The 24353-nt window shown below is 40.1% G+C and carries 14 protein-coding genes and 1 pseudogene; 9 read left to right on the top strand and 6 right to left on the bottom strand.

Annotated elements, in window-relative coordinates:
• Positions 1-15 precede the first annotated feature (15 nt).
• Genes MFF31_RS04995 through MFF31_RS04975 form a run of 5 tightly spaced genes read left to right on the top strand, consistent with a single transcriptional unit; the run spans position 16 to position 9450 of the window.
• A complete protein-coding gene (locus MFF31_RS04995) occupies positions 16-1233 on the top strand; it encodes an MFS transporter (RefSeq protein ID WP_238187004.1) in 1218 nt (405 codons plus the stop codon).
• 45 nt (positions 1234-1278) lie between these two features.
• The gene (locus tag MFF31_RS04990) at positions 1279-1629 is read left to right on the top strand and encodes a DoxX family protein (protein ID WP_375541271.1); all 351 of its coding nucleotides are present in this window, start codon (positions 1279-1281) and stop codon (positions 1627-1629) included.
• Positions 1630-1665: 36 nt separating this feature from the next.
• Complete coding sequence (locus MFF31_RS04985) at positions 1666-2868, top strand: FAD-dependent oxidoreductase (protein WP_238187003.1); 1203 nt, start codon at positions 1666-1668, stop codon at positions 2866-2868.
• Between the two features lie 24 nt (positions 2869-2892).
• Positions 2893-6120: a non-ribosomal peptide synthetase gene (locus tag MFF31_RS04980; RefSeq protein WP_238187002.1), complete on the top strand. Its 3228-nt coding sequence runs from the start codon at positions 2893-2895 to the stop codon at positions 6118-6120.
• A gap of 27 nt (positions 6121-6147) precedes the next feature.
• A complete protein-coding gene (locus tag MFF31_RS04975) occupies positions 6148-9450 on the top strand; it encodes a type I polyketide synthase (protein ID WP_238187001.1) in 3303 nt (1100 codons plus the stop codon).
• Between the two features lie 146 nt (positions 9451-9596).
• Here MFF31_RS04975 and MFF31_RS04970 read toward each other — a convergent pair whose 3' ends face one another.
• The 4 genes from MFF31_RS04970 to MFF31_RS04955 all read right to left on the bottom strand — a co-directional run bounded on the left by MFF31_RS04970 (position 9597) and on the right by MFF31_RS04955 (position 13808).
• Positions 9597-10775: an FAD-dependent oxidoreductase gene (locus MFF31_RS04970; protein ID WP_238187000.1), complete on the bottom strand. Its 1179-nt coding sequence runs from the start codon at positions 10773-10775 to the stop codon at positions 9597-9599.
• Positions 10776-10977: 202 nt separating this feature from the next.
• Positions 10978-11889 (bottom strand): SDR family oxidoreductase, encoded by a 912-nt coding sequence (locus MFF31_RS04965; RefSeq protein WP_238186999.1) that lies wholly within the window; start codon positions 11887-11889, stop codon positions 10978-10980.
• A gap of 237 nt (positions 11890-12126) precedes the next feature.
• Positions 12127-12531 (bottom strand): VOC family protein, encoded by a 405-nt coding sequence (locus tag MFF31_RS04960; protein ID WP_238186998.1) that lies wholly within the window; start codon positions 12529-12531, stop codon positions 12127-12129.
• A 149-nt stretch (positions 12532-12680) separates the two neighbouring features.
• Entirely contained in the window at positions 12681-13808 is a 1128-nt protein-coding gene (locus MFF31_RS04955) for a hypothetical protein (RefSeq protein ID WP_238186997.1), read from the bottom strand.
• 325 nt (positions 13809-14133) lie between these two features.
• Between MFF31_RS04955 and MFF31_RS04950 the strand changes: the two genes are divergently transcribed.
• A complete protein-coding gene (locus tag MFF31_RS04950; RefSeq protein WP_238186996.1) occupies positions 14134-14796 on the top strand; it encodes a sigma-70 RNA polymerase sigma factor region 4 domain-containing protein in 663 nt (220 codons plus the stop codon).
• Between the two features lie 153 nt (positions 14797-14949).
• On the opposite strand, the gene MFF31_RS04945 is transcribed toward MFF31_RS04950, so the two are convergent.
• Complete coding sequence (locus MFF31_RS04945; protein WP_238186995.1) at positions 14950-16203, bottom strand: macrolide family glycosyltransferase; 1254 nt, start codon at positions 16201-16203, stop codon at positions 14950-14952.
• A 310-nt stretch (positions 16204-16513) separates the two neighbouring features.
• Positions 16514-16714, bottom strand: a pseudogene (locus MFF31_RS04940) (winged helix-turn-helix transcriptional regulator); the annotation flags it as partial.
• A gap of 191 nt (positions 16715-16905) precedes the next feature.
• On the opposite strand from MFF31_RS04940, the gene MFF31_RS04935 reads away from it, so the two are divergent.
• The 3 genes from MFF31_RS04935 (at position 16906) to MFF31_RS04925 (ending at position 24301) form a co-directional block, all read left to right on the top strand.
• A complete protein-coding gene (locus MFF31_RS04935; protein ID WP_238186994.1) occupies positions 16906-17568 on the top strand; it encodes a nitroreductase family protein in 663 nt (220 codons plus the stop codon).
• A gap of 248 nt (positions 17569-17816) precedes the next feature.
• Entirely contained in the window at positions 17817-18476 is a 660-nt protein-coding gene (catA, locus tag MFF31_RS04930; protein WP_238186993.1) for a type A chloramphenicol O-acetyltransferase, read from the top strand.
• A 1298-nt stretch (positions 18477-19774) separates the two neighbouring features.
• Positions 19775-24301: a non-ribosomal peptide synthetase gene (locus tag MFF31_RS04925; RefSeq protein ID WP_238186992.1), complete on the top strand. Its 4527-nt coding sequence runs from the start codon at positions 19775-19777 to the stop codon at positions 24299-24301.
• Positions 24302-24353 lie beyond the last annotated feature (52 nt).

The following is a 24353-nucleotide window of genomic DNA, read 5'->3' as shown; positions in this document are numbered from 1 at the left end:
CGAGGAGATAGGTTTATGGAAACGGCAATCGTCCGCGAACACTCACTTCCCAAGCAGAAGAAACGATTATTCCTTGCTTTATTTGCATTATCACTTGTTGCATTCACAATAGGTACGACGGAATTTGTAATTTTGGGATTGCTCCCGGATGTAGCACAAGATTTGAATGTTTCATTATCTGATGCTGGCTTGCTGGTAAGCGGGTATGCGCTGGGAATCGTCATTGGTGCGCCAGGTATTACAGTACTAACAAGAAGGATACCGCGTAAAACGTTATTGTTATGGTTGACGGGCATTTTTATAGTAGGAGTCGTGTTGTCAGCACTCAGTTATGACTATTCGCTATTGATGATTGCTCGAATTATTGCAGCACTTTGCCAAGGAGCTATTACGGGCATAGCGGTGGTTGTTGTTTCCCAACTTGCCCCGCCCGATAAACAGGGAAGTGCACTCGCTATGGTAATGGTTGGTTCTGTACTTGCCAATGTTGCAGGTGTTCCGATAGGCACTTACTTAGGTCAATGGATGGGTTGGCAATTTCCGTTTTGGGTGATCGCTTTTTTAGCTGTAGTTAGTTTTGTATCTGTTGCAATGTGGGTTCCTAGAGTTAGCAATAGTCATAATCTTGGTCTCTTTGCGGAATTTTCTGTTTTGATTCGCCCAAGAGTAGTATTGATCCTCATCATGACAGTCTTCAGTTTCGGTAGTGTGTTTGCCGTATTTACTTTTATTGTCCCTCTCCTCCAGCAAGTTTCCGGTTTCAGTCCAAGTCAAACCAGTCTGATGTTAGTTTTGTTTGGAATAGGCACTATATTTGGAGGGGTGGTCGGTGGAAAAGTAGCGGATCGGGCGTTACTGCCTTCATTAATGATGTTTCAAGTGGGTCTAATTATTGTGTTTCTTGTATTTTTCGTAACTTTTCAGTATCAGTTATTTGCAATAATAGGTCTTTTTCTTTTTGGATTCACTGCATTTGGAATAGCACCAGGATTACAAGTATTGATTCTCCGTGAAGCTACAGATGCACGAGGACTTGCATCTTCCTTTAATATTGCAGCGTTTAATTTAGGTGCTGCAGGTGGTTCTTTTCTGGGCAGTATGACGGTAGATAGTAGTGTAGGAACTACATTTTTGTTTGTGGTCGGAGCGGTAACAGCGTTTATCGGTTTACTGGTGGCTATATCCCTTTTTCTAAGCAAGAAGAAACAAGAAAGTATAACAACTCAAGTTTGATTTTCATGAAGAAAAAGCACGAAAAATGATAAGGGGGAATACGAAATGAAAATAGCAATGATAGTCATCCAATCTGTATTGGCTTTGTTTATTGGTTTGGGGGGAATTATAAAAATAATTAGAGTTCCATTTCAGGTTGAGCACTGGAGTCACTATAGCTATCCTTTGTGGTTTTTGACGGTCGTCGGAGTTTTGGAATTACTTTCAGCAATAGGACTGGTTGCGGGTTTTTGGAATCGAACTTTTGCCATTGGAGCTTCTCTAGTCATTATTTTCCTCATGCTCGGTGCAATGTATACACATTTATTCAAAGCCAATCATTCCTTTGATATGCTAATTCCATCCCTAATTTGTTTGATCTTTTCTGTTATTGTCATTGTTCGAAATATGAAATGATTCGTTTCTTTTAATACTCGGATAAAGAGGTGATTTATGTTAAGTCATTTAACCAAATGCTGCATTGTAGGAGGAGGACCTGGCGGAGCTATACTAGCTTTACTGCTAGCTCGGCAAGGGATTGAAGTCACTTTGTTGGAACAGCATTCGTCATTCGATCGTGATTTTCGTGGAGATGTGTTTCATTCTTCCGTAATGGAAATCGTAGATCAACTTGGATTGATTGATAGTCTTTTTCAAATTCCACATACTAAAATTTATTCGGCCGTAGTAGATTCCCCTGCAGGAACCATCACCCTTGATTTTGGAATGATACGTTCTAAATTCCCTCACCTGACGACCATAAACCAATCGCATTTTTTAGAATTTATTATTACCGAAGCTTCCCGATATAAGCATTTCAGACATATTATGAATGCTAAAGTTATCAGTCTAGTAGAAGAAAATGATCAGGTCTGCGGTGTTCGATTCCGTAAGGATCAAGCCCAGTATGAGGTTAGATCCGAAATAACCGTTGCTGCGGATGGACGTTACTCAACGATGAGGAAATTAGCGGGTATGGAGCCAGTTGCCCTAACCCGCCCAATAGACGTCATTTGGTTTCGGATACCACGTCAAACTACTGATCCGGAACACTTGTTTAATCGATCTAAAAATTCCAGTATGTTAGCTTGTGTCAACAGGGGAGAGCACTGGCAGATGGGAATGTTTATTCAGAAAGGCACATATCCAGAAATTCAAAGGCAAGGTATACATTCATTTCAGCAAACGTTGAGTGAACTCGTACCAGAATTTTCAGAGCGGTTCGCGCTGCTCACGGACTGGAAGCAGATATCTATATTATCTGCATCTTCTAGTAGACTCAAGAAGTGGTATATGCCGGGACTTATGTTTATTGGCGATGCGGCTCATACGATGTCGCCGCTGGGAGCAGTAGGCATTAACTATGCGATTCAAGATGCTGTCGTTACCGCCAATGTTCTTGCCCGTCCTTTAAGAGAAGGAAATGTTTCTTTGAAGCATCTTGCTTCTATACAAAAGCAGAGGGAGCTGTCGACAAAGATCATTCAAGGTTATCAGAGCTTAATGCAAAAACAAATTATAGATCCAGTTCTGAAAAACAAAAACTCAACGGTGGGGTTTAAACTTGTGAAACGCTTCAGATGGCTTCGCAAAATTATGGTCATTTTAGTTGGATCAGGTTTCAAGCGAGTTCGCATACAAGAAAAACCGATGTAAGTTTGGGACAAGGAGGGAAACATTATGGTTTCGGGTAAAATTATAAATAACTTGGACAAATATCCATTGTCAAATGTCCAAAAAAAGCTTTTTGTACATCACCAGTTTTATCCGCAAGATCCCTCTTATAATCTCAGCTATTGCTACAAAGTGGAGGGGGATATAGATCGAAGCAGATTCACCGCTGTTTGGGAAATGCTTTTTAACAACGCAGGCGTATTTAAAGTTCATTTCGGGCATGGCGACGAGGGTCCATATCAGGTATATGACTCTTCAAGAAAAGTGAAATTGGAAGTGGAATATCTTCCACAGCCAATGATAGAAGACCATTGTGATCATTTTGTGCGGGATGCCATGACTATTGCCTCTCAAACGTACCTCGATCTGGGACAGTGGCCAATAAGCTGTTTAAAGGCGTACTATGGAGAAAAATTTAATTATTTCACCTTAAACATACCTCATATTATTTTTGACGGGTACAGTTCATATAACTTATTCAATGAGTTTAGTCGACTGTATAATAGCGAAAAAAGTTTAGATGAAATTGATTTGGAGCTTAGAGGAAGTAGTAATGAAGTATCGTATTTCGAGGAAACGAAAGAAGAGCAGGTAACCGTTAATGAAAAGGCCATTGCCTACTTTCGGGACGAGTTTCTTAATATTGAATCATTGAACATAGCAGAGTTGGAACAAAATCGAGATGAGCAGGGAAGATTGTTAGGTCAGGACAAATGTTTTGATTTGACGCCTGCCTTGTCTGAAGAGGTTAGAAGTTATATTGAACGACATCAGTTAACTGATTTTAGTTTGTTTTTAGCAGTGCATGTTGTGTTACTTCATAAATTATTTAGTCAAAACAAAGTGATTGTAGGTATTCCGCTCCCTAACCGTTCAAAGCAAAGTAAAACAACGTACGGTTACTATGTTAACAGTTTGCCGATGGTCGTCGATGTTCAATCAGTAGATACATTTCGAGAGCTTTGCCGAACGATCAAACGAAAAACGATGAACTTGATCCGGTACCAAAACTTCGATTATCGCGCGCACGTTTCCGAAATTTTTCCCATTAAAAACGATGCAAGCTCGAGTAATTTTAACACGCTGTTTACTTACTATTTACAAATGCTATCATTTAGCATTGATCAATGCAAAGTGACACAAATTCCTGTCGCATCAAAATATTTGAATTTTCCGTTAACTTCCTCAGTACAGCGATTGGATGATACTTATCGAGTTAAAATTGAGTATGGTACGTATTTGAAGCAAGCGGATTTGGAATCTATTTATTTGACTATCTTACAAAGCATTCTAAGTGAAGATGATCGACAAATTAAAACTATACCTTTAATGCAAAAAGAGGAAGCGAATTGGCTGGAAAAGATCCTTCAACCGAGCCAACAATTCAGAGCGAACGGTACGCTTCATAGCAGGTTCGAAGAACAAGCCCGCAATTATCCGCAGCAAGTAGCTGTCCAATTCGGAGATGAGAAGTGGACTTATCAACAGTTGGATGAACGATCCAATCAGATTGCACATTTTATTAACAAACATATGCCGTTAATGGCAGATAAAATAGTCATTTCAATGCAACGTGACACCGTCTTAATTGCAATTATTTTGGGGGTACTTAAATCGGGACGAGCCTATGTACCTGTAGATCCGATTATGCCAGCAGGTCGATTGAATTATATTTTGTCCGACCTAAATGATCCGCCTTGCTTAACACAATTAGATTGTTTAGATAAGTTAAGTGAGGCTCGGAATGTTTATGTGTGGGAAAATATCGTTAGAGAAATAGATGTCATGAAACAAACAACGCTTAATAGAAATGAAGATTCAGAGGAATTGGCATACGTTATTTATACATCCGGTTCTACGGGAAATCCCAAGGGAGTAATGGTAACACATCAGAACGTGTTGCGATCATTCAAGGCTTCCGAACAGGAATTTAATTTTCAACATGAGGATACGTGGTTGTTATACCATTCGTATGGTTTCGATCCTTCTCTATGGGAGATTTTCGGTGCATTGTTATATGGAGGTAAAGTAGTTGTAGTTGATGAAAGGCGCAGAAAAGCTCCAGATGAAATTTATAAATTGCTTATCAATGAAAAAGTTACGATGCTGCAAATGACACCCTCCGCATTGCAGCAATTGATTGACATCGTTCGGAGGCAGGGAAATATAGAAGATATGGCGTTAAAGTGTATGATGATCGGTGGAGAAACGTTACACTTCTCTATTCTTAAACCATGGATAGACCGTTACGGGGATTGTCACCCTCGTCTATATAATGTATATGGTCCCACAGAAACGACAATTGTAGCAACATACTATCGAATTATTAGCAACGATGTAGAACACGAAGTTAAAAGTATAATTGGAAGACCATTGCTAGACGTGAAGCTGTATATAAAAAATAAATTTATGGATAATCTACCAACAGGTGTACCAGGAGAACTATTTATAGGTGGAGGTGGAGTTTCGAAAGGATACTATAATAGGGGGGATATTACAGAAGAGCGTTTTTTATCCGGTATTTCTCAAGACGGTAAAGTATATCGAACAGGCGATCAAGTAAAGATGCTGCCTAACGGAAACTTGGAATTTATGGAGCGAATTGATAATCAAGTTCAAATAAGAGGGTATCGAGTGGAATTAGGAGAAATTGAAGCTGTTCTTCTGAAATACCCTTATTGTAATAAAAGTGTCGTGACCCTTAATGAACAGTTCGGTAAACGATTGGTCGTTTACATGGTTATGGAAGTTGGACATCATGCTGATGAACAAGATATGAAAACGTTTTTGAGAACACAATTACCTGAATATATGATTCCATCTATATGGATTCAAGTTCCTAATATCCCGATGACTGTAAACGGGAAAGTAGATTACAAGTCTCTAGCAGCTCCGGTGCTGGCACAAAGTACGAATATTTTGGAAGGGGATAGTGCTCAGCAAAAGATTATTGCGATCTGGAAACAAGTTTTAAAAACAGATGATGTACAAGCTGATAATAATTTCTTTGATATTGGAGGGACGTCGCTACTAGTCACTGAAGTCTATTATAAGTTGATTGATACATTTCATTTTGAAAAGCAACTGTCGATGATTGAACTGTTCGATTATACTACCCCGCGTGCCTTAGCTGCTTATCTCAATCAATTAGTAGATCAAAGTAACGCTGTAACGGCTGAAACACAACCGAACAAACGAAAAGCAGCCTTACTGCGCAGAAGGTCAGCAACATAACAATAAAATCGTATTGGAGTGAAGAAGATGGTTGCGGGATTCGATGCTGAATTTACTGATATCGCTATTATTGGGATGTCTGGGAGATTCCCAGAAGCCGATACGATACGAGAACTATGGGAAAATCTTATTGCAGGAGAGGAAAAAATCCGCGCGTTTGATGAAAAGGAGCTGATAGATTCCGGGATTAGCAGTTCTTTGTACCGTAGCGATGGGTATGTTGCACGTGGAGGCGTATTGAACGGAATTGAAAATTTCGACGCTGATTTTTTTGAATTTACCCCAAACGATGCCAAGTTGACAGACCCACAGCAAAGGCTTTTCCTTGAATGTGCATGGGAGGCCTTAGAAAGTGCCGGATATCCACCAACTTCTGATCCTAGAAATATCGGAGTATATGGGAGTATGAGCTTAAGCACCTACTTGTTGCATCACATAGCGAAGAGCAAAAAGTATGGTGAGGAAGTGCTTAGTTATCCAGTCATAATTGGCAATGATAAAGACTTTTTAAGTACACGGGTATCCTATAAATTGAATTTAAGCGGCCCAAGTATTTCCATACAAACAGCGTGTTCTTCTTCGCTGGTAGCCATTCATGTCGCTTGCCAAAGTTTGATAAACGGCGAATGTGAGATGGCGCTTGCGGGGGGAGTAAGTATAACGGTTCCGCAACATACCGGATATCTATATAAAGATGGAGGCACGTTATCTAAAGATGGCCGATGCATGGCATTTGACGATAAAGCATCTGGCACGGTTAAAGGAAACGGTTGTGGTATCGTACTCTTAAAGCCGCTTGAGCAGGCATTATTAGATCGCGATACAGTCTATGCAGTGATTAAGAGTACAGCCTTGAATAACGATGGACGGTTAAAAATAGGATTTACAGCTCCAAGTGCGGCAGGTCAGACAAAAGCAATCCGGGATGCGATTTCTATGGCGGGTATATCAGCGGAAGATATTAGCTATGTCGAAGCCCACGGAACTGGAACGGGCTTGGGCGATCCTATTGAAATGAAAGCCTTGATTGATGCCTTTTCCACAACCAAGAAACAATATTGCGCTATAGGCTCAATTAAGCCGAACATTGGTCATTTAGACGCAGCCGCTGGGGTTGCTAATTTGATTAAAGCAGCGCTGGTGGTAAAAGAAGATGTCATTCCTAGCAGCCTTCATTATGGAAGGCCCAATCGAAATATTAGCTTTGAGAATAGCCCATTTTATGTGAATGAGTCGCTCCAAAGACGAAGCGAAAATGATTCGATTGAATACGTTGGTGTTAGTTCACTGGGTATGGGTGGGACAAATGCATTTGCTGTGTTGAAAAAAGGACCTAAGGTGCTCACTGAATCGCAGCAAGGGCCACATTTATTTATTCTTTCGGGGAAATCGGAAAAGGCAGTACATCAAATGATAGAGCAGTTAAATCTACATTTGGATATACATCAAGAGCAGAGCTTATCCGATATGGCATTTACATTGGCAATTGGAAGAAAACCATTTGATATCCGTGCCTATTTTGTTTGTCAGGACAGGAAGGAACTATTGTCTAAGACAACATATAATCAAAATTGTTCTATACTTAAAGTTACAAATACTGATCAATGTCCGATTGCGTTTAAACTAAGTACGATATCTAGTTTAGACCAATATCGTGAACTGTATGATGCTTTGCCTATCTATCAAACAAAGATTGAACAACTTATAGCATTGATACAACAGCCAACAGGTACCCTAATACGATCATGGTTTCTTAACACGAAACAGGACTCAGCAGCAGACGAGATTGTCATTCAATTTATAAGTCTTCATGCGCTTGTTTCATTGCTTATTGATCTCGGAATAAAGCCAGCCAACTATTATAGTGACGATATAGTGGCCGAATATGTGGTAGCATCAATTACTGGAAAATATGAATTAGGTGCGGCTATCGATCTACTCAAAGATGAACGGAGTGGCAGTCGAGAAGTACATGGCAGGCACAACTATCACGAAGGTATAAACGTGATTGAGGTTCCGTTTAGTGACACAGGAACTTCCCCGCTTGATGGCTTGTTAAACTGTATTGGAAAGGCTTGGGCAACAGGAACCGATATTGATTGGATGTTATTGTACCAAGGTTACGAGGCTGGACGTGTTCCAATGCCGACCTATCCATTTGAGAGAAAAAGATATTGGATTGACTTGGAACATAAGGACGAGAATACGAAGTCTCAGGTGCAGGATAGAATACCCGAAGCTGCATTATCCATTGAACAGATATTCACTGATATATGGAAGAAACATCTCGACATCGAAGAAATAAAGTCAACCGATGATTTTTTTCATGACCTTGGAGGGGATTCATTAAGCTCAGTTGAAATCGTATCTGATATTAACAAAATACTAAGTATTAAATTGTCTTTACAGGATTTTATGGAATACTCTACGATCAGTAGCTTGGTTAAGTATGTACAGAAAGGGCTGCCACATCAGCTGAATTCTGATCAGGTCGTGTTCAAGATCAAAGAGGGAACATTACCGGGAGCAGTGTTCCTCATCCATCCAGCAGGCGGCACAATTATGGTCTATCACCAACTGGCCGCTCATATGAAAAGTCATCCTACAATTTACGGCATTAAGTTTCCAACAAAATTATTGAACACACCGAACTTATCGATGCAACGATTAGCAGAGTTTTATATGTCTGAAATTCGCAAAGTGCAGCCAAACGGCCCGTATGTACTTGGTGGGTATTCGTTCGGTGGCAATGCCGCACTGGAAATTTCATTGCAGTTCCAAAGAGCAGGAGAAATCGTCACAGACCTGATTATGTTCGATAGTTTTGTACCTTCTGCCTATCATGGTCAGTTTATTAGCAGGGAACAATTTCTTAAGGCATTTCCAGCTATGGTGAACTCTTTTTTCAAGCCTGAAGTGAAGCTTGAATATGAAGTGCTTACTAGAATTCAATCCATGGATTTATCAGGAATGGTATCTGAGTTACATGCAATGAATATTATTCCGCAAGGATTTGCAGCCAGTGATATGATGCAATTGTTTGAGATATGGTGTCTGAACATTCAAATGCTCCAAGAGCATAAACCAACGGAGCGCTTCCTCGGAAGGGCACTCATATTTGATGCGGTCGACACGAGAACAGTTTTGAATGAACTGATGGTATACTTGGGGCAATTAAATACAAGTAAATTGGATTGGAGAAACATTATTGAAGGGGACGTCCATATCAGCCCAATTGCAGCTAATCACTACTCCCTATTTAATTCTAATGTATATTTACAGGCAATGGCTTTCGAAATAGAACAGAAGTACTTCATTGTTACTGTATAAGCACTGCTCAATAAACGGGATATGTAAGTTAAAAAACATCGGCAGTCATGGAGTTTATTAATCGCTCCAAGGCTGTCGATGTTTGCATAATCGAGAAAACTGAATTTTTCAAGAAAGTTCCGTTATACAATAGGCAGTGCTTTTTATTATAATATTGGCGGCTCGTAACCAACAACGGGATGAAGCCGAGTAATAAACAATTTATTTACGGCTACTCGAAAAGCCGTATTTCTTATCGTTAGCGCCATCGGCGATTCAAGCTGCATAAGCCGTCCCATAAGACGTGATTGGTGGACGATCTTACGGATACGAGGTATGCGCACGTTCTCAAATTGTTTTAAGGCCTCGGTTAAAGCTTCGCCTGTTGGTTTATCTCTAAGCAGATTAGCAAGAATGATTGCATCCTCCATCGCTTGTGCCCCGCCCTGACCCAGGTTTGGGAGCATCGGGTGTGCCGCATCACCTATCAGCGTTATTCGGCCCTTACTCCACTTTCTTAACGGTACTAGGTCATAGATGGAATGGGTTAAAATATCGGAGGGAGGAGTTGCTTCTATTACTGCCGGGACCGGTGAATACCAGTTCCGGAACTTTTGCAGAGCGTGTTTTTTGATTTCCTCAGGTGTAAGGAAAGTTCCCTGTCCTTCCGGCTCATTAATTGCCGCGAACCAGAATATACGTCCTTTGCCAAGGTGGGAAAATCCAAATCGAGTGCCTTTGCCAAGTGCCTCAAATCCTCCTCCAGCCGCAAGTGGATAGCGCGGGTCTTCAAAGTTGCCTATACCTCGTATAGCTCTATAGCCCGAGTATCGTAGCGAACTGTGACCAAACAGCCCATCGCGGACTTTTGAACGGTATCCATCGGCAGCCACAAGGAGATCACTTTTTGCAGTTGTTCCATCCGTGAAACGTACTTCGGCACCTTCATTACTGTCAATCAATCCGGTATACTTTTTACCTAATTGGACGGTCACACCGATATCAAGAGCGTGCGAATACAGAATGGAGTGCAAGCTGCCGCGGTGAATGAGATAACTCGGTGTACTGTAACGCATAGCCTGTTTCTCGACTGGCAATCGTGTCAAGAGACTACCTTTCCACGTTCTGAGCTCCGCAACTCCGACCGGCGTTCCCTCTCCCTGGACACGATCCGCCACATCGAGAACCTTGAGTGCTTTTATTGCATTTGCTGCGAGTACAATACCTGCGCCGGTTTCTGTCAGATTTTCGTTCTGTTCAAATACTGTGACATCCCAGCCAACCTTTCGTAGTGCGATGGCACAGCTCAAACCGCCTATTCCGCCACCGATTATAATTGCCTTCATATACTCCCCCCAATTATTACGATGTACGGTTATTTAGGGTAACTAAATACCGAGCCAGAGCCAGAACAAGTTTTTCTATAGGCTTATTAATTACTGCTGATTATTCACTTTGGAACTGTAAATTTATAGTACTATCAATCTACAAACTCTATCATAATGTCCGAAGGTTATAAAGTTGTAGACTCATTTTTTAAGTTGAACACTATCGGTAACCAGAAACATTCGCTGGTTTACCTGCTTCTTGCACTTCTACGAGATACCGCCAGCAGTCAGGCTGAGAGCCGTCAATATCGTAAAAGCCGTACACTTTCGCAAGTTCACCACTTGAAACGGAATGAGCATTCCATTTGGCAACCTCGGGATCTCCGGCTAATGCAGCAATGGCACGTCCTACATAACGAGGAGACTCTGAGATGATAAAATGAGGCTCCTTCTCCGTAGCATCCTGCCAGTTTTCCTCTTTAACACCAAAGTGATCAAGCATAATTTCAGAACGCATCCAACCCGGAGTTAATGCTACTGCTGTACAATGATGAGGTGAAAGTTCATGGGCTAAAGATTTAGCCATACGAATGACCGAAGACTTAGCTAAATCGTAAAATAGTGATAAACGGTAGTTCTTGTCGTTGTATTCTGCCGTTCCGTCCGTCATTTCAATAACAAGTCCATTCTTGTTTTGAATTAACAGTGGTAATGCAAAGTGACTTGTAATAATATGTGTATCAATCGCAAGCCGGAGCATACGGAAGCCCTGCTCAAGGGATTGCTCCCAAAGGGGCTCGTTCCACTGTATTAAATTCTCGCCTCCCCATATATCATTGACCAGGATGTCCAGACGCCCTTGCTCATTTTCAATACGAGCAATTAATGCCTGCACCTGATCTGGATCTAGATGGTCTACTTGGACTGCTACTCCATGGCCACCCGCGTTATTGACAAGTTCAGCAGTTTCTTCGATCGTTTCTGGACGATTGTACTCGGAGCGTTGTATTCGACTTGTGCGTCCTGTTACATAAACAGTGGCCCCAGCCGCTCCTAATTCGATAGCTATTCCTCTACCAGCACCGCGTGTCGCGCCTGCCACTAAAGCGACTTTTCCGCTTAAAGGTTTCATAAGATTTCACTCCATTCATTAATATACTGTCTATTATAGATCTTAAATATGTCATCTTAAGTCATATTAGAAACAGTGAGTTTCTTTAATTTTGTTGACCAGTGGCTAAAAGAACCTGACAATTGAAATAGATTAAATCAAGAAGCTGATATCATTTGAGGTATGCTTAATAAACAAGAAACTTAAAAAGTCCGCCCGATATTATAATCGGACGGACTTTTACACTAACTCTTATATTTAGGCAGTCGGCCCAGCAGTAGTAATCATCCACATTACGCCGTATTTGTCTTCAATATGTCCGAATAAGGAGCCCCAGAATGCCGGAGCAAGTGGGCACTTTACATTACCACCTTCAGCTAAATTATCGAAGGCTTCACGTGCTTCGGCTTCTGTTGTAAACTCGATACCCTGATGTATGGCGTTCCCCCGAATGATTGGCTCAAATACAGAGTCGGACATTAGGAAGTGAATTCCTCCGGCTATTAAACTTAAGTTAATAACCTTGTTCTTGAGTTCTTCCCTTGCTTCAGGCAGTTGCCCATGTGTCATGACGGACAAAATTTCTCCCCCGAGTGCATTTGTGTAGAACTCAGCTTGAGCTCTTGCGTCCTCCGATATAATATAAGTTGTGTGTTTTGCCATTTTACAACATCCTCTCATCCATTGGTTTGGACTGGCTTCGTTAAAAACAACCGATTTTCTCAGTCTCTATTAAGACAACGAATGAGGAAATACAAAATCGACAGCTACTTAAAAACTTTTTTGAATATTTTTTATCATGCTGATTTTGTTTACATTGTTCTAAAAGCAATGAGTGATGGTGTTGCAGCTCCTCCGGCATTAGATACTGTAATAACACGATTAATCGTTTGATTGTTAGCTATGGATACGCTAGCGATTTCAACAGCATCTTGATTGGCACCTGTTCCTGCGGCAAGAGCCGGTACTTTGTATGTTGCTCCTTCACCACTCCACAATACGGCACCAGTGTATGGATGTGTACCGCCAGCAGCCATATAAATCTTCACCGTTTTTGTACTACCAGTTGTATTGGTAAGTGATACTTTCAGGTTATATTTCACACCATAATGCCCTTTATTACTGGAGGCAGGCCCTTGTGATGCGGGAGCGCCTGCAATTTTATAGGAATTTTCTGAGGTCATGATATTATCATAGGATGTAAAACCTGCACTCATCTTATAGTGTTTCCATCCCGCACCAGAAGTGGCTGCCGTATAAGTTGCCGAGCTTGAAATATCAGCAAAATCCCAAGAGCCGCGAGGATGGGTCGACCCGCCAGTGCCAACAAAGTAATTAACTACAGGATTTTGATTTAAACGTAGATTTGAAGAAGGATTGGATGCAATTACAGAGCGAACCCTGTAGGTCATGGGTGCTCCTGCAGCTTGGTTGCTAATTGAGAATTCGATGACGCCGCCTATAAGAGTATTGTTCGGCACAGTCCATTCTTTCACTACACTAAGATCTCCAGGAGCAACAGTAGCATCTGTAGGTGAAATACTATCCATTGTTTCACCTACTAATGCAGCAGCTGCACATTTACCAATCTCCCCGAAATTAGCTTCATTTGAAATGGCGCTCCTTACATTGTGAATGGAGTAGGTAGAAGAACCAGCGTTGCCTACGGTAATCCCGAATTTGAAAGGTGCACCGGTTTTATTGAGATGCCATATAAACATGCGATATCGAACAGTAGCTTTACCTGTAGTAGTATCGCTCCACATCGTTGCGTACCCGTTTGTAAAAGTTGTTGTGTTTGAATCGACTGTTTCTGGATTGTCAGAAATAAATAGTCGAGTTCCAATATTATCCTGAGAACCTACCAAAATGGTAGGAGCGGGATTGGCTGGTGGAACAGGAATAGAAACTTTTGTTTTACTAGGTTGAGTACAAGACATATATTTTCCTCTTTTCAATTATAGTATTTAAGCTGTAACGTTGGTTTCACAATACGCGTCTTGTGAAGTTACGTTTTGTCTCATGTACTCTTATGTTGGCTTTTCTAAGCTGTTTGTGACGCACTTTAAATATAGCCACAGTACTGCACCATTAGGTGTTTGCTGTGGCTATTATATGTTTTTAAGAAAAAACAGTAAGTAAAGAAAAGTCGAATATTGTGGATTGACCATAACTAGTGGAGATGATAAATTAATAATCAGTCACGAACATACGTTCTCATTCGACATTAGTAAATAACTACATGAATGGGAGGAATACATATATATGGAGTGTAATATTAATGGAGTTCATATAAATAAACTAGCATTTGATTTTGCACAAAATCAAAATCAAGGGGCTTTTAGCCAGCTTTATAGGGAGTTATATCCGTTCATTCTTGTAAAGGCTGATCGTGCATGTCAGAGGGCTATCCGAACAGGAGTCAATATTCCAAGGGAAGATTTTATTTCTTTCTTCAGCCAAGGATTATTTCAAGCAACAAGTGGTTATGACATTAACATTGGAGACTTTATGCCTCGATACCAGGTGAATCTTAGGTTAAGAGAAGCGGATGCTTGGAGATGTTATGAAACACGGGGGACAAAACACGCGGAACGTAGGTATGAAAAAGCACGGTTCATCTCTTTGGATACACCTAGATCGAACCGAGGAGAGGATACACTTTTTTCATACTCAGATGCAATAATGACACCCGTTCCTTCAAGTGAACAAATAGTTATGGAGAGAGAACATGTAAAGGGAATACTAAAAGAATTTGAGATTATGAACCGTAAATATGCACAAGTTATTAAACTTATTGATATAGGCTGCACTATGCAAGAGATTGCAGGACAATTAGGGGAGAATGGTTACAACCCGAAAATGAGGAAGTTAATACAACGATCGAAACAAAAGTTTGCGAAGTTCCTTCAATATCAAATAAAATAAAAAGTTTTATATGGATACATTCATAAAATATTATCCAGTTGGATAAGTTTGTTTCAAGAAGGACAAGAAGTTCTGAAACGAATGTGATTTTTGAATAAGAAAGGGGGAAGAATCCCCCTTGTTTGCAAAGCTCTATAACATGGAGTTGTTTGTTTATGAGGAGCGTAATGTTGTGATTGATGTCCCGCGCTCACGTTCCACATATGCGATTATCTCATTAATTGTATCATCTAAGGGGCTGAAACTAGCTTTTATCGTTGTGCTACGATCTCGATACGACGAATCCGACAGTACTTGTTGAACCGCCTCCTGCAGCTCGTTCGCACTTGGAACCATACTTCGTATGTAAATGCCTATACCGGCTCGCTCTACCATTACGGCGCCCATAAACTCATCGAATGCTTGCGGTATGACCACTTGCGGCACTTCGAAACAGATGCTTTCATACACACTATTCGTGCCTGCATGATTAATAAACACAGTTGCTCGTTTCAGAATATCAAGCTGTGGTACGTAGTTGCGAACAATAAAATTGTCGGGGATGCCTTTAAGGTCTTCCACCTTCAGGTGGTAGCCAACCGACATCACCACTTGTACATCCGAATGTCCAAAGGCCTCAAAGCAGTTAAGGAATAAATCTTCTAGTTCATTTAAGATAGTTCCGAACGAAATATAAATTAATGGTCTGTCGTCAAGCTGCTCGAACGGAAATTCCACTGTCTCCTTACGTGGAGTAATCGAATAACCGGCAAATAAGTAGCTCTCGTCGAACGAATCCGGGAATATATAAAACGATTTCGAGCTATATAAAATATTTAGTTTCTCTTTGCTGCCCAAAATATCGTTTATAACATTAACCTTATTAAGCCCGTATTTAGACTCGATTGTTTTGGAGGACATCTTCACTAATCTCTGGTAAAGATCAGCACTTTTAAATTTATTATAGACCGGATGATCTCCAATCCGAATAATATTGGACATAAAGAAGTCAGGGTCAAAATTAGCCATCTCGTCGATATATGCGAATGTAGCAAATGCCGAAATGCCAGGAACACTAAGCAATTGAGCAAATTCTTTTCCCCAATATGCAAATGCATCATGAATGATGTAATCAGGATTCCATGCCGTAACCTCATCTTTAAATCGTTCTACAAGTTCGTGGCTTTTATCCAAAATGTAATGGGAGAATAGGAGGAACGTATCGACGCGATCCCCCTCACGCATTTCGAATCCACCCATATCTCCGTAGTTCCGAAACTGAGCGCCGGTTGCCTCAATTTTTTCACGGAACACGTCACTAGAGTAGTAAAGCACTTCCTCGCCCTTCTCAACGAGCGCCCGTATTAACCCCAATGAAACATTGATATGTCCGTGCAAATCGATTCCAAAATAAATTAGTTTAGACACTATTCTCCTCCTTTACTAATTCGCAAACTAGGCTATTCATTCAAACTAAGGCAACCAAAAAACAGGAAAGTGCGATCTCAAAGGACGCATATTCCTGTCTTTTGTAATGATGTGGACATTTTTCTACATAGTATCATTGAATGTCATTTCTTAATATGGTTCTAAAGTACAGATCATGCGACAAATGATAGTATAAAACTCGATTTTTGTAGAAAGGAATGAAAACTATACATCGTTTTTTTCTATTTTAGTATCTCAAAACGTATAAAAATTTTTGTAATCACATGATTTTTTTGGAGTTTAACACGATTTAAATATCCTCAATTTCATTTCTTATAGTAACTTCGCCATTAGGATACTGTTGCTTTATATAATCCCCACCCCAATCATAAAGGTCTCTCAAAGCTTCCTTTAACGATTCCCCAAACTCTGTAAGTGAGTATTCAACCTTGGGAGGAACTTGATTGTATGTTTTTCTAGAAACTAGACCATCTCGTTCCAACTCTCTTAATACCCCTTTAAACAATCTATAGGCACTTTTTCGTATCTATATTACAAAAAAGTACGTACTTTTCATTTTATTTGTACTATACCATAATAGGATTTGTCAGCAACGTAGCAATTTATGTGGGTTACACGGAAAACCACCTGTTTATATTAAATAGTATTTTTTAAATAAAAAAAATGTGGGGTAATGAAAGTATGGAAAAAGAAAATCGCAGTGCTAATTTTTATGACGTAATTCGTGAGCGTCGCTCGGCTCGTAGTTATGATCCTTCAATTAAGATTACTGAGGAAGAAATTAAAGAGCTTCTTGAAGAGGCGATGCTCGCACCAAGCAGAACCAATTTAAACCCTTGGAGGTTTATGGTCTTCACTAATCCTGCTGAAAAAGCGAAGCTTCTGCCAATCGCATTCGGACAACAGCAAGTAGTGGATGCATCAGCAGTTATTGTCGTATTAGGAGATATGGAAGCTTATACAGCGGCAAATGATGATCATATTAATCAACGGGCTGTCGATGCTGGTTTTATGACAAACGAGATTAAAGATATTCTTAGCAATAGTGTAAAAGGTTATTATGAATCTGCAAGTGAACAATCCAAAAAAGAATCGCAAATGTTAGATGGTGGCCTAGTAGCTATGCAACTCATGTTAGCTGCAAAAGCAAGAGGATATGATACAGTACCAATGCTTGGTTATAGCGTTGAACAATTCCGTAAGGAATTTAATGTTCCTGAAAACTTAGTTAACATCCTCATGATTGCTGTTGGTAAAGCAAACGGACCCGCATACCCAACAGTTAGACGAGGTGTAGATGAAGTAATTTATTGGAATGGAACGTGGATTACGGCAAATAATTAACGATTGAGGATGAATTTATAACTTCATACGCAATTATTGACGCTAGCCGATCGATAATGGGATTTTATATCTGCATTAGCTTATATTTCCCCATGAACTTTTATGTTAATCGTTATAATTTGATTAAGCGGATGGTATACTCACCGTAACGGAATAATTTCATGAGGGATTGGAATGAGGATATGGTTAAATCAGTCGAGTAGACCTCCTAAAATGAAAAATGCAATAATTTTAGGAGGTCATAATACATGGTTTTTAATCCAATAGACATTAACAGCTTGAGTAGAAAACGCTATTTTGAACATTATTTAAACAACGTCAGATGCACCTATAGTATGACGGCAAATATTGACATTACCTGTCTGCTGTCAGAACTTAAGAATAATGGGATTAAGCTGTACCCAGCATTAATCCACATGATAACTACAGTGGTAAACACCCACGTTGAATTTCGTACATGTTTTGATGCTGAAGGTAATCTAGGTTATTGGGATAGTTTGTCTCCTAGCTATACGATTTTCCATGATGATGATAAAACCTTTTCAAGCATCTGGACGTTGTATGGTGAAAAATTTAGTGATTTTTACAGTCGATATCTTAACGATATGAAAATGTATGGCAGTGTTAAACAGTTTGCTGCTAAAGCAAACGAACCGTCAAACACTTTCCCTATTTCTAGCATTCCTTGGGTCAACTTCACTGGGTTTAACTTGAACGTGTACAACGAAGGTACCTATTTGCTACCGATCTTTACAATGGGGAAATATGTTCAGCATGACGGAAAAATACTGTTGCCATTATCGGGTCAATTCCACCATGCCGTTTGTGATGGTTATCACGCTGGCGTGTTGTATAATGAACTCCAATTACGTGCAAATACCTGTAAGGAATGGTTACTAACCAATTAATTAGCCATCATATTTTGCTAACGGGACACGATAGCTAAAAAATAAACGGTAGTCTAGGACTTTATTTTCTCGTCCAGGGCTACCGTTTTTTCTATTATAGCGGTCAGTCTAAAATTCTTTGCTGTGCTCGAACTAGACATCCGAGAATACTAGTGGCCGGTTTGCTCTGAACCTATAATAATAGATGGATTCGACATAGGAAATCTTTTTTATCTGCAATACAAATGTAATAAATTTACATTATTAAAGCATACTTAATAGTTGACTGTGATGTAAATCACTTTGTTTCATTTTTATTGCCACTTTAATTCTTTTTGAATATAAGAAAACTAAGATATTCATAAAAAAAACGTAGTACTTTAGTTGTGATTTTAAAAACAGGCAATAAATCCTAATCATAGACAATAATTCGTCTTTTTATGAGTATAAAGACCCATTTACTTCAACGATATAATTTTCAAGTAACCATCTGATATCTCTTAGTAAGGTTCAATAAGTTGTTTGGCTAGTCAATTAGAAGGTAACCTACTTTTGAAAAACAGTTGTATTTATCAATTACCATTTTGGGATTTATGCATATTTGAAATGATAATAGTAGTAGGTAAAGGGGTTCTTCGTCAAAGATATGCTTGAAATAAAATATTGGAATTCAGAAAAATGTAGTAGTAATTGATAGTGGAAGGTCTTTATTATGCTCCGTCTGCTATTTTGACAAATTGTAATATTATTCGACGCGTATGAAATGGAGCAAATTTGAAACACTCCATTAGCCGTATTGACTTATTCTGGCTAAAATTGATACATTTACACTACTTAACCAGTTTTATATCATTTGAAAGTATAAACCCATTCGTAGAAAACTATCGATATTATAAATTATTCATATGATGTTGCAAATGTCTGACAGGAATTGATAGAGGTCGAAAGTTCGCTTCAGGTGATGCGCCGGGAACGCATGCTAAGCGGATACTTTGTGCTATACGCTCTTTTAAAGCGATTAATCTCCAAGAGAATAGTGGCTTTTGTTGTTGTACTATCAATTGGCTTTATATCCACTTAAGTATTCGAATTATCTATTTACTCTTGCAGCTACAAGAGCATCCTCCACCTAGAATGAACTCCAGTATACACACGCCACCTATGATGTACTCAAATCTTCTTACCGCCTATTAAAAATAGAAATAGATTATGATTCAATATTGAACGTAATGATCGAACAAATGTAATAGATGAGGCAGAGTTGGACTCTCAGAAATGACGAGAGATCTGTTTACTCTAATATATGGAGGGAATTTCATATGAATGTAAAGTCATCCGTTCAGGTGTTAAACGATTTGACTTATTCTTTGACACATCCACAGAAGCGCATATGGTATATGGAAAAGATTTTCCCTGGCACATCGCTAGCGAATATTGGCGGGCCCGTTCGGATTAAAGGTGCAGTTAATAATCAATGGCTTGAGCAGGCAATTCATACGTTTATAGGTCAGAATGAAGGATTGCGTCTGCAACTTGGTGAGCTTGACGGTGAAGCTTCACAGATGGTCAAAGCTTATGATGGGCTGCCATTAGATTTTAAGGATTTTTCAAAGGAAGTTAATCCTGAAGCGGCTTTTTGGTCATGGGTACATCGTGAAGCAAGCAAGCCTTTCCAGCTGTTGAACGCAAAGTTATATTACTTTGCATTATTTCGTATTTCAGATGAAGACAATGGGTACTTCGTTAAATGCCATCATATTTTGTCTGATGGATGGTCAAATCAGCTGCTTACATCGCAGATTGCCCAGTTCTATACGAAGCTTGCGAATGGTGAGGTACTGGACAAAGAAGCCAAGGCTCCTTCTTACTTACAATATGTTGGAGAAGGGGATCAATATTTCTCCTCATCGAGATTCAGCAAGAGCAAGCAGTTCTGGAACGATAAATTTAAAGTGCTTCCGGAAGGATTAATTCAATCATCTGTCAACAGCACAGAGGGAAAACGATATTTGATGCAGCCAGGCACCGAGATATCATTGCGTATTCAAGCCGTAGCAAATGAGTTAGGCATTTCGCTGAATACGTTTTTTGTGCTAGCTTATTTGATCTATATGTACAAAACGACGCAGCAAAGTGATCTCGTTGTTGGCACTCCTGTACTCAATCGCTCAGGCAAAAGGGAGAAATCGATGTACGGGATGTTCACAAGCACAATGCCATTTCGGTTCGAGCTTGATGCGAATGCAACAGTTAATGCTACGTTAAAGCTTGTTCAAAAGGGACTGATGGAATGTTACTTCCATCAACGATACCCTTACGATCTACTCTCGCAAGATTTGGAACTGAAAAAGCGGGGGTACGATCAATTGTTTCAGACGAGTATCAATTATTACAATACGAAACTTCAGTCGCAGATAAACGGATTGCCTGTTGAGAATGTAGAGTTTTACAACGGTCATCAGTTGCATGAGCTTCAAATAATTATTAAACATTGGTCGGAGGACGGTAGTTTAACACTCGAATTTGATTACAGGCTTGATGCCTATGAAACCGAGCAAGTTGAAGAGTTATCTCATCGCTTGCTGCTTTTAATCGAACAAATGTTGGAGAACCCCGAAGGGGAAATCAAACATTTAAGCTTATTAACTGATGCGGAAAGACAGGAAGAGCTTTATTACTATAATCAAACAGCTATGCCCTATCCGATGGAAAAGTCGGTACTAAAGCTGTTTGAGGAACAGGAAGAGAGAGCTCCTAGTACGATCGGCATTGCGTTTGAAGGAGAGAAGTGGACATATCGGCAATTAAATGAAAAGGCGAATCGGCTGGCACGTTATTTATTGCAAAAAGGGATTGTTCACGAGTCGATTGTAGGGCTTTGGATGAGTCATTCTATTGATGCGGTTGTCGCCATCTTAGCTGTGATGAAAGCAGGCGGTGCATATTTGCCAATCGATCCAGCATATCCAGAAGAGCGGATTCGTTACATGCTGGAAGATTCCTCCGCGCAACTTGTGCTTACAAATATAAATGATGCAACCATTATGGGCTACGAGGGCGAGATCTCAGATTATAAGAGCATTGAACTGGATGGACAAGATGTAGCTAATTTGGATCATGTAAATAAACCAAGTGATCTAGCTTATGTGATTTACACATCGGGTTCTACAGGACGGCCAAAAGGCGCAATGATTGAGCATAAAGGGTTAACCAATTATATATGGTGGGCGAAGAAGGTTTATGTTCGAGATGAGATTCCAACGTTTCCACTTTATTCCTCATTAGCCTTTGATCTTACGGTAACTTCTATATTCACTCCATTAATATGTGGTGGATGTATACACGTTTATCGGGATAATGGCGATGAATTTATACTGTATCGCATTATGAAGGACAATGCTTCTACGATTGTGAAGCTGACACCAGCACATCTTGCTTTACTCAAGGAACAAGATGTTGGGCATTCATCTGTACGACGATTTATCGTCGGAGGGGAAGACCTGAAAACTGACCTAGCGAAAGAAATTGTGAATCGATTTGGTGAAGCAATTGAAATTTACAATGAATATGGCCCAACTGAAACGGTCGTTGGCTGTATGATCCATCAATATAACAGAAATGAAGATCAGTTCGTATCTGTACCCATTGGCGTACCTTCTGATAATGTAATGCTCTACATTTTGGATCAAGACCAGCAGCCTGTAAGATCGGGAACCATCGGGGAACTTTATATTGCAGGAGACGGAGTAGCTAGAGGATATCTTCACCGAGAAGAGTTAACTAGGGAGAAGTTTCTGAACAATCCATTTTTGAATGGTACTCGGATGTATCGCACGGGTGATTTGTCGAAGCGGATTGCAAATGGATTGATTGAGTACGCCGGTCGAGTAGATCATCAAGTGAAAATAAAGGGTTATCGGATTGAAACAGCGGAGATCGAGAAAATTGTTATCCAGCATGAAGCGATTCAAGACGCAGTTGTTATTGATCGTGAAAGTGAGAAGTACGGGAAATATTTATGCGCTTATATTGTGAAGCAAGCCTCGATAGCTACAGCTGAACTAAGGCAGTACCTATCTGCTCAGTTGCCGACCTATATGGTTCCATCAATATTTATAGAGTTGGAGGAAATTCCATTAACGATTAATGGAAAAGTAAATAGAACATTACTGCCACAATCGGATTTTGCTTTAGTACGGGAAAACGAGCATGTAGCAGCACGAAACAGTAATGAATCGCAATTAATCGAAATCATTAGTGGCGTTCTTCAGAATACACGTATAGGTATTAAGGATCACTTCTATGAACTGGGTGGTGATTCAATTAAAGCGATACAACTCTCATCTCGCCTGAACAAAGTGGGTTTTTCGCTCAAAGTTAGAGACATTTTGGAAAATCCAATTATTGAGCAGATGGCATTGCGACTAGAGTTGCTAAACCAAATAAACGTTTATTCACAGGAGCGGACGGAAGGAAAGCTCCGACCGTTGCCGATTGCCGATTGGTTTTTCCGTCAGAAGTTTAAACGTCCAGAGTATTATCATCAGTCGGTACTTCTTCAATTGCAGAGAGATATAGATGAACATAATTTAAAAGCTATTTTGTTACGACTTGTCGAACATCACGATAGTTTACGATTGCAAGTTGATTCAGATACGAATGAGCTATTTTACTCTAACCAAGTTGATCGTCTGCTGCTTATACATTCGGTTTCATTAAATGAAGCTGATGATCATACGCAAACTATACGGATGACCCAGTTAAGCGAGACATTTAAGTCCCAATTCCATCTGCGTGATACATTGCTGATCGGGGTGTGCCTATTTGATCTCGGTCGTAATGGGAAGAGATTGCTTCTTACTGCGCATCATCTCGTAATTGACGGTGTATCGTGGCGCATTTTATTAGAAGATCTTGCGGAAGCGTTTAAAAGCCATGCAGGGGGTGAAGTCTATCAAATTCCTCAGAAAACGGCGTCTTTGCAATTATGGTCAGAGCACTTGTCGAATTACGTTGTTCCAGAAAAGGAGCTTTATTATTGGCAATCAACTTTGGATTGCATAACGGCTATTCCAACAGATAGTCACGAGGGTGAAGCATTGGTAAGCAGTACAAGTACGATGGAGCAGAGGTTTAGTGTGGAGCAGACAAGCACATTTTTGTTCGAGTGCCAGCAAGCCTATGGAAGCAAGCCAGTAGACCTGCTTGTGGCAGCACTGACTCATGCGGTCTATAACTGCTTTGACAAGGAAGAAATAGTTGTCGAGCTGGAAGCGCACGGACGAGAGCAGCTTCAACATGAGATTGATCTTTCTCGCACGGTTGGCTGGTTCACGAGTATGTATCCGGTAGTGCTAACGTATCCAACTGGGTCCATTACGCCTCAACTCGCTTCTCTTATTAAGTCAGTGAAAGAGCAGCTTCGAGAGGTGCCGTTGCAAGGGATTGGTTTTGGCTTACTACAGTCACGAAAGAAATTTACACAAAATTACGATGCCAGAAAGTTAATTCGCTTTAATTTTCTTGGTGATTTCGACGGTGCATGGGATAAGCGATGGTTCACATTAGCTCCCGAAAGCAGTGGCTTAGATTCAAGTAGAGCTAACGAACTTACTTCGTTGCTAGATATTCAGGTTATGATCATCAATCAGTCCTTGCACGTTAGCATCACTTATAGCCGCAATCAGTTTAAGATGAAAACTATTGAAAAGTTTATGGGGTTATTTAATGAAGCGTTAATTTTGATTATTAATCATTGTGCGGGCAATCAAGTATTGGAATATACCCCTTCGGACTTCGAGACCACGAGCTTGTCACAGGGAGAGCTGGATAGTTTATTTCACTAATGATTAATTATGTTTGAAAGTCTAGAAGGTGGAATTGGATGCGTCAGCTCGG

It is taken from the genome of Paenibacillus sp. L3-i20 (assembly GCF_022180385.2).
Lineage (GTDB): Bacteria > Bacillota > Bacilli > Paenibacillales > Paenibacillaceae > Pristimantibacillus.
Note: the sequence above shows the minus strand (reverse complement) of the source record. Positions and strands in the feature narration are given on the sequence as shown.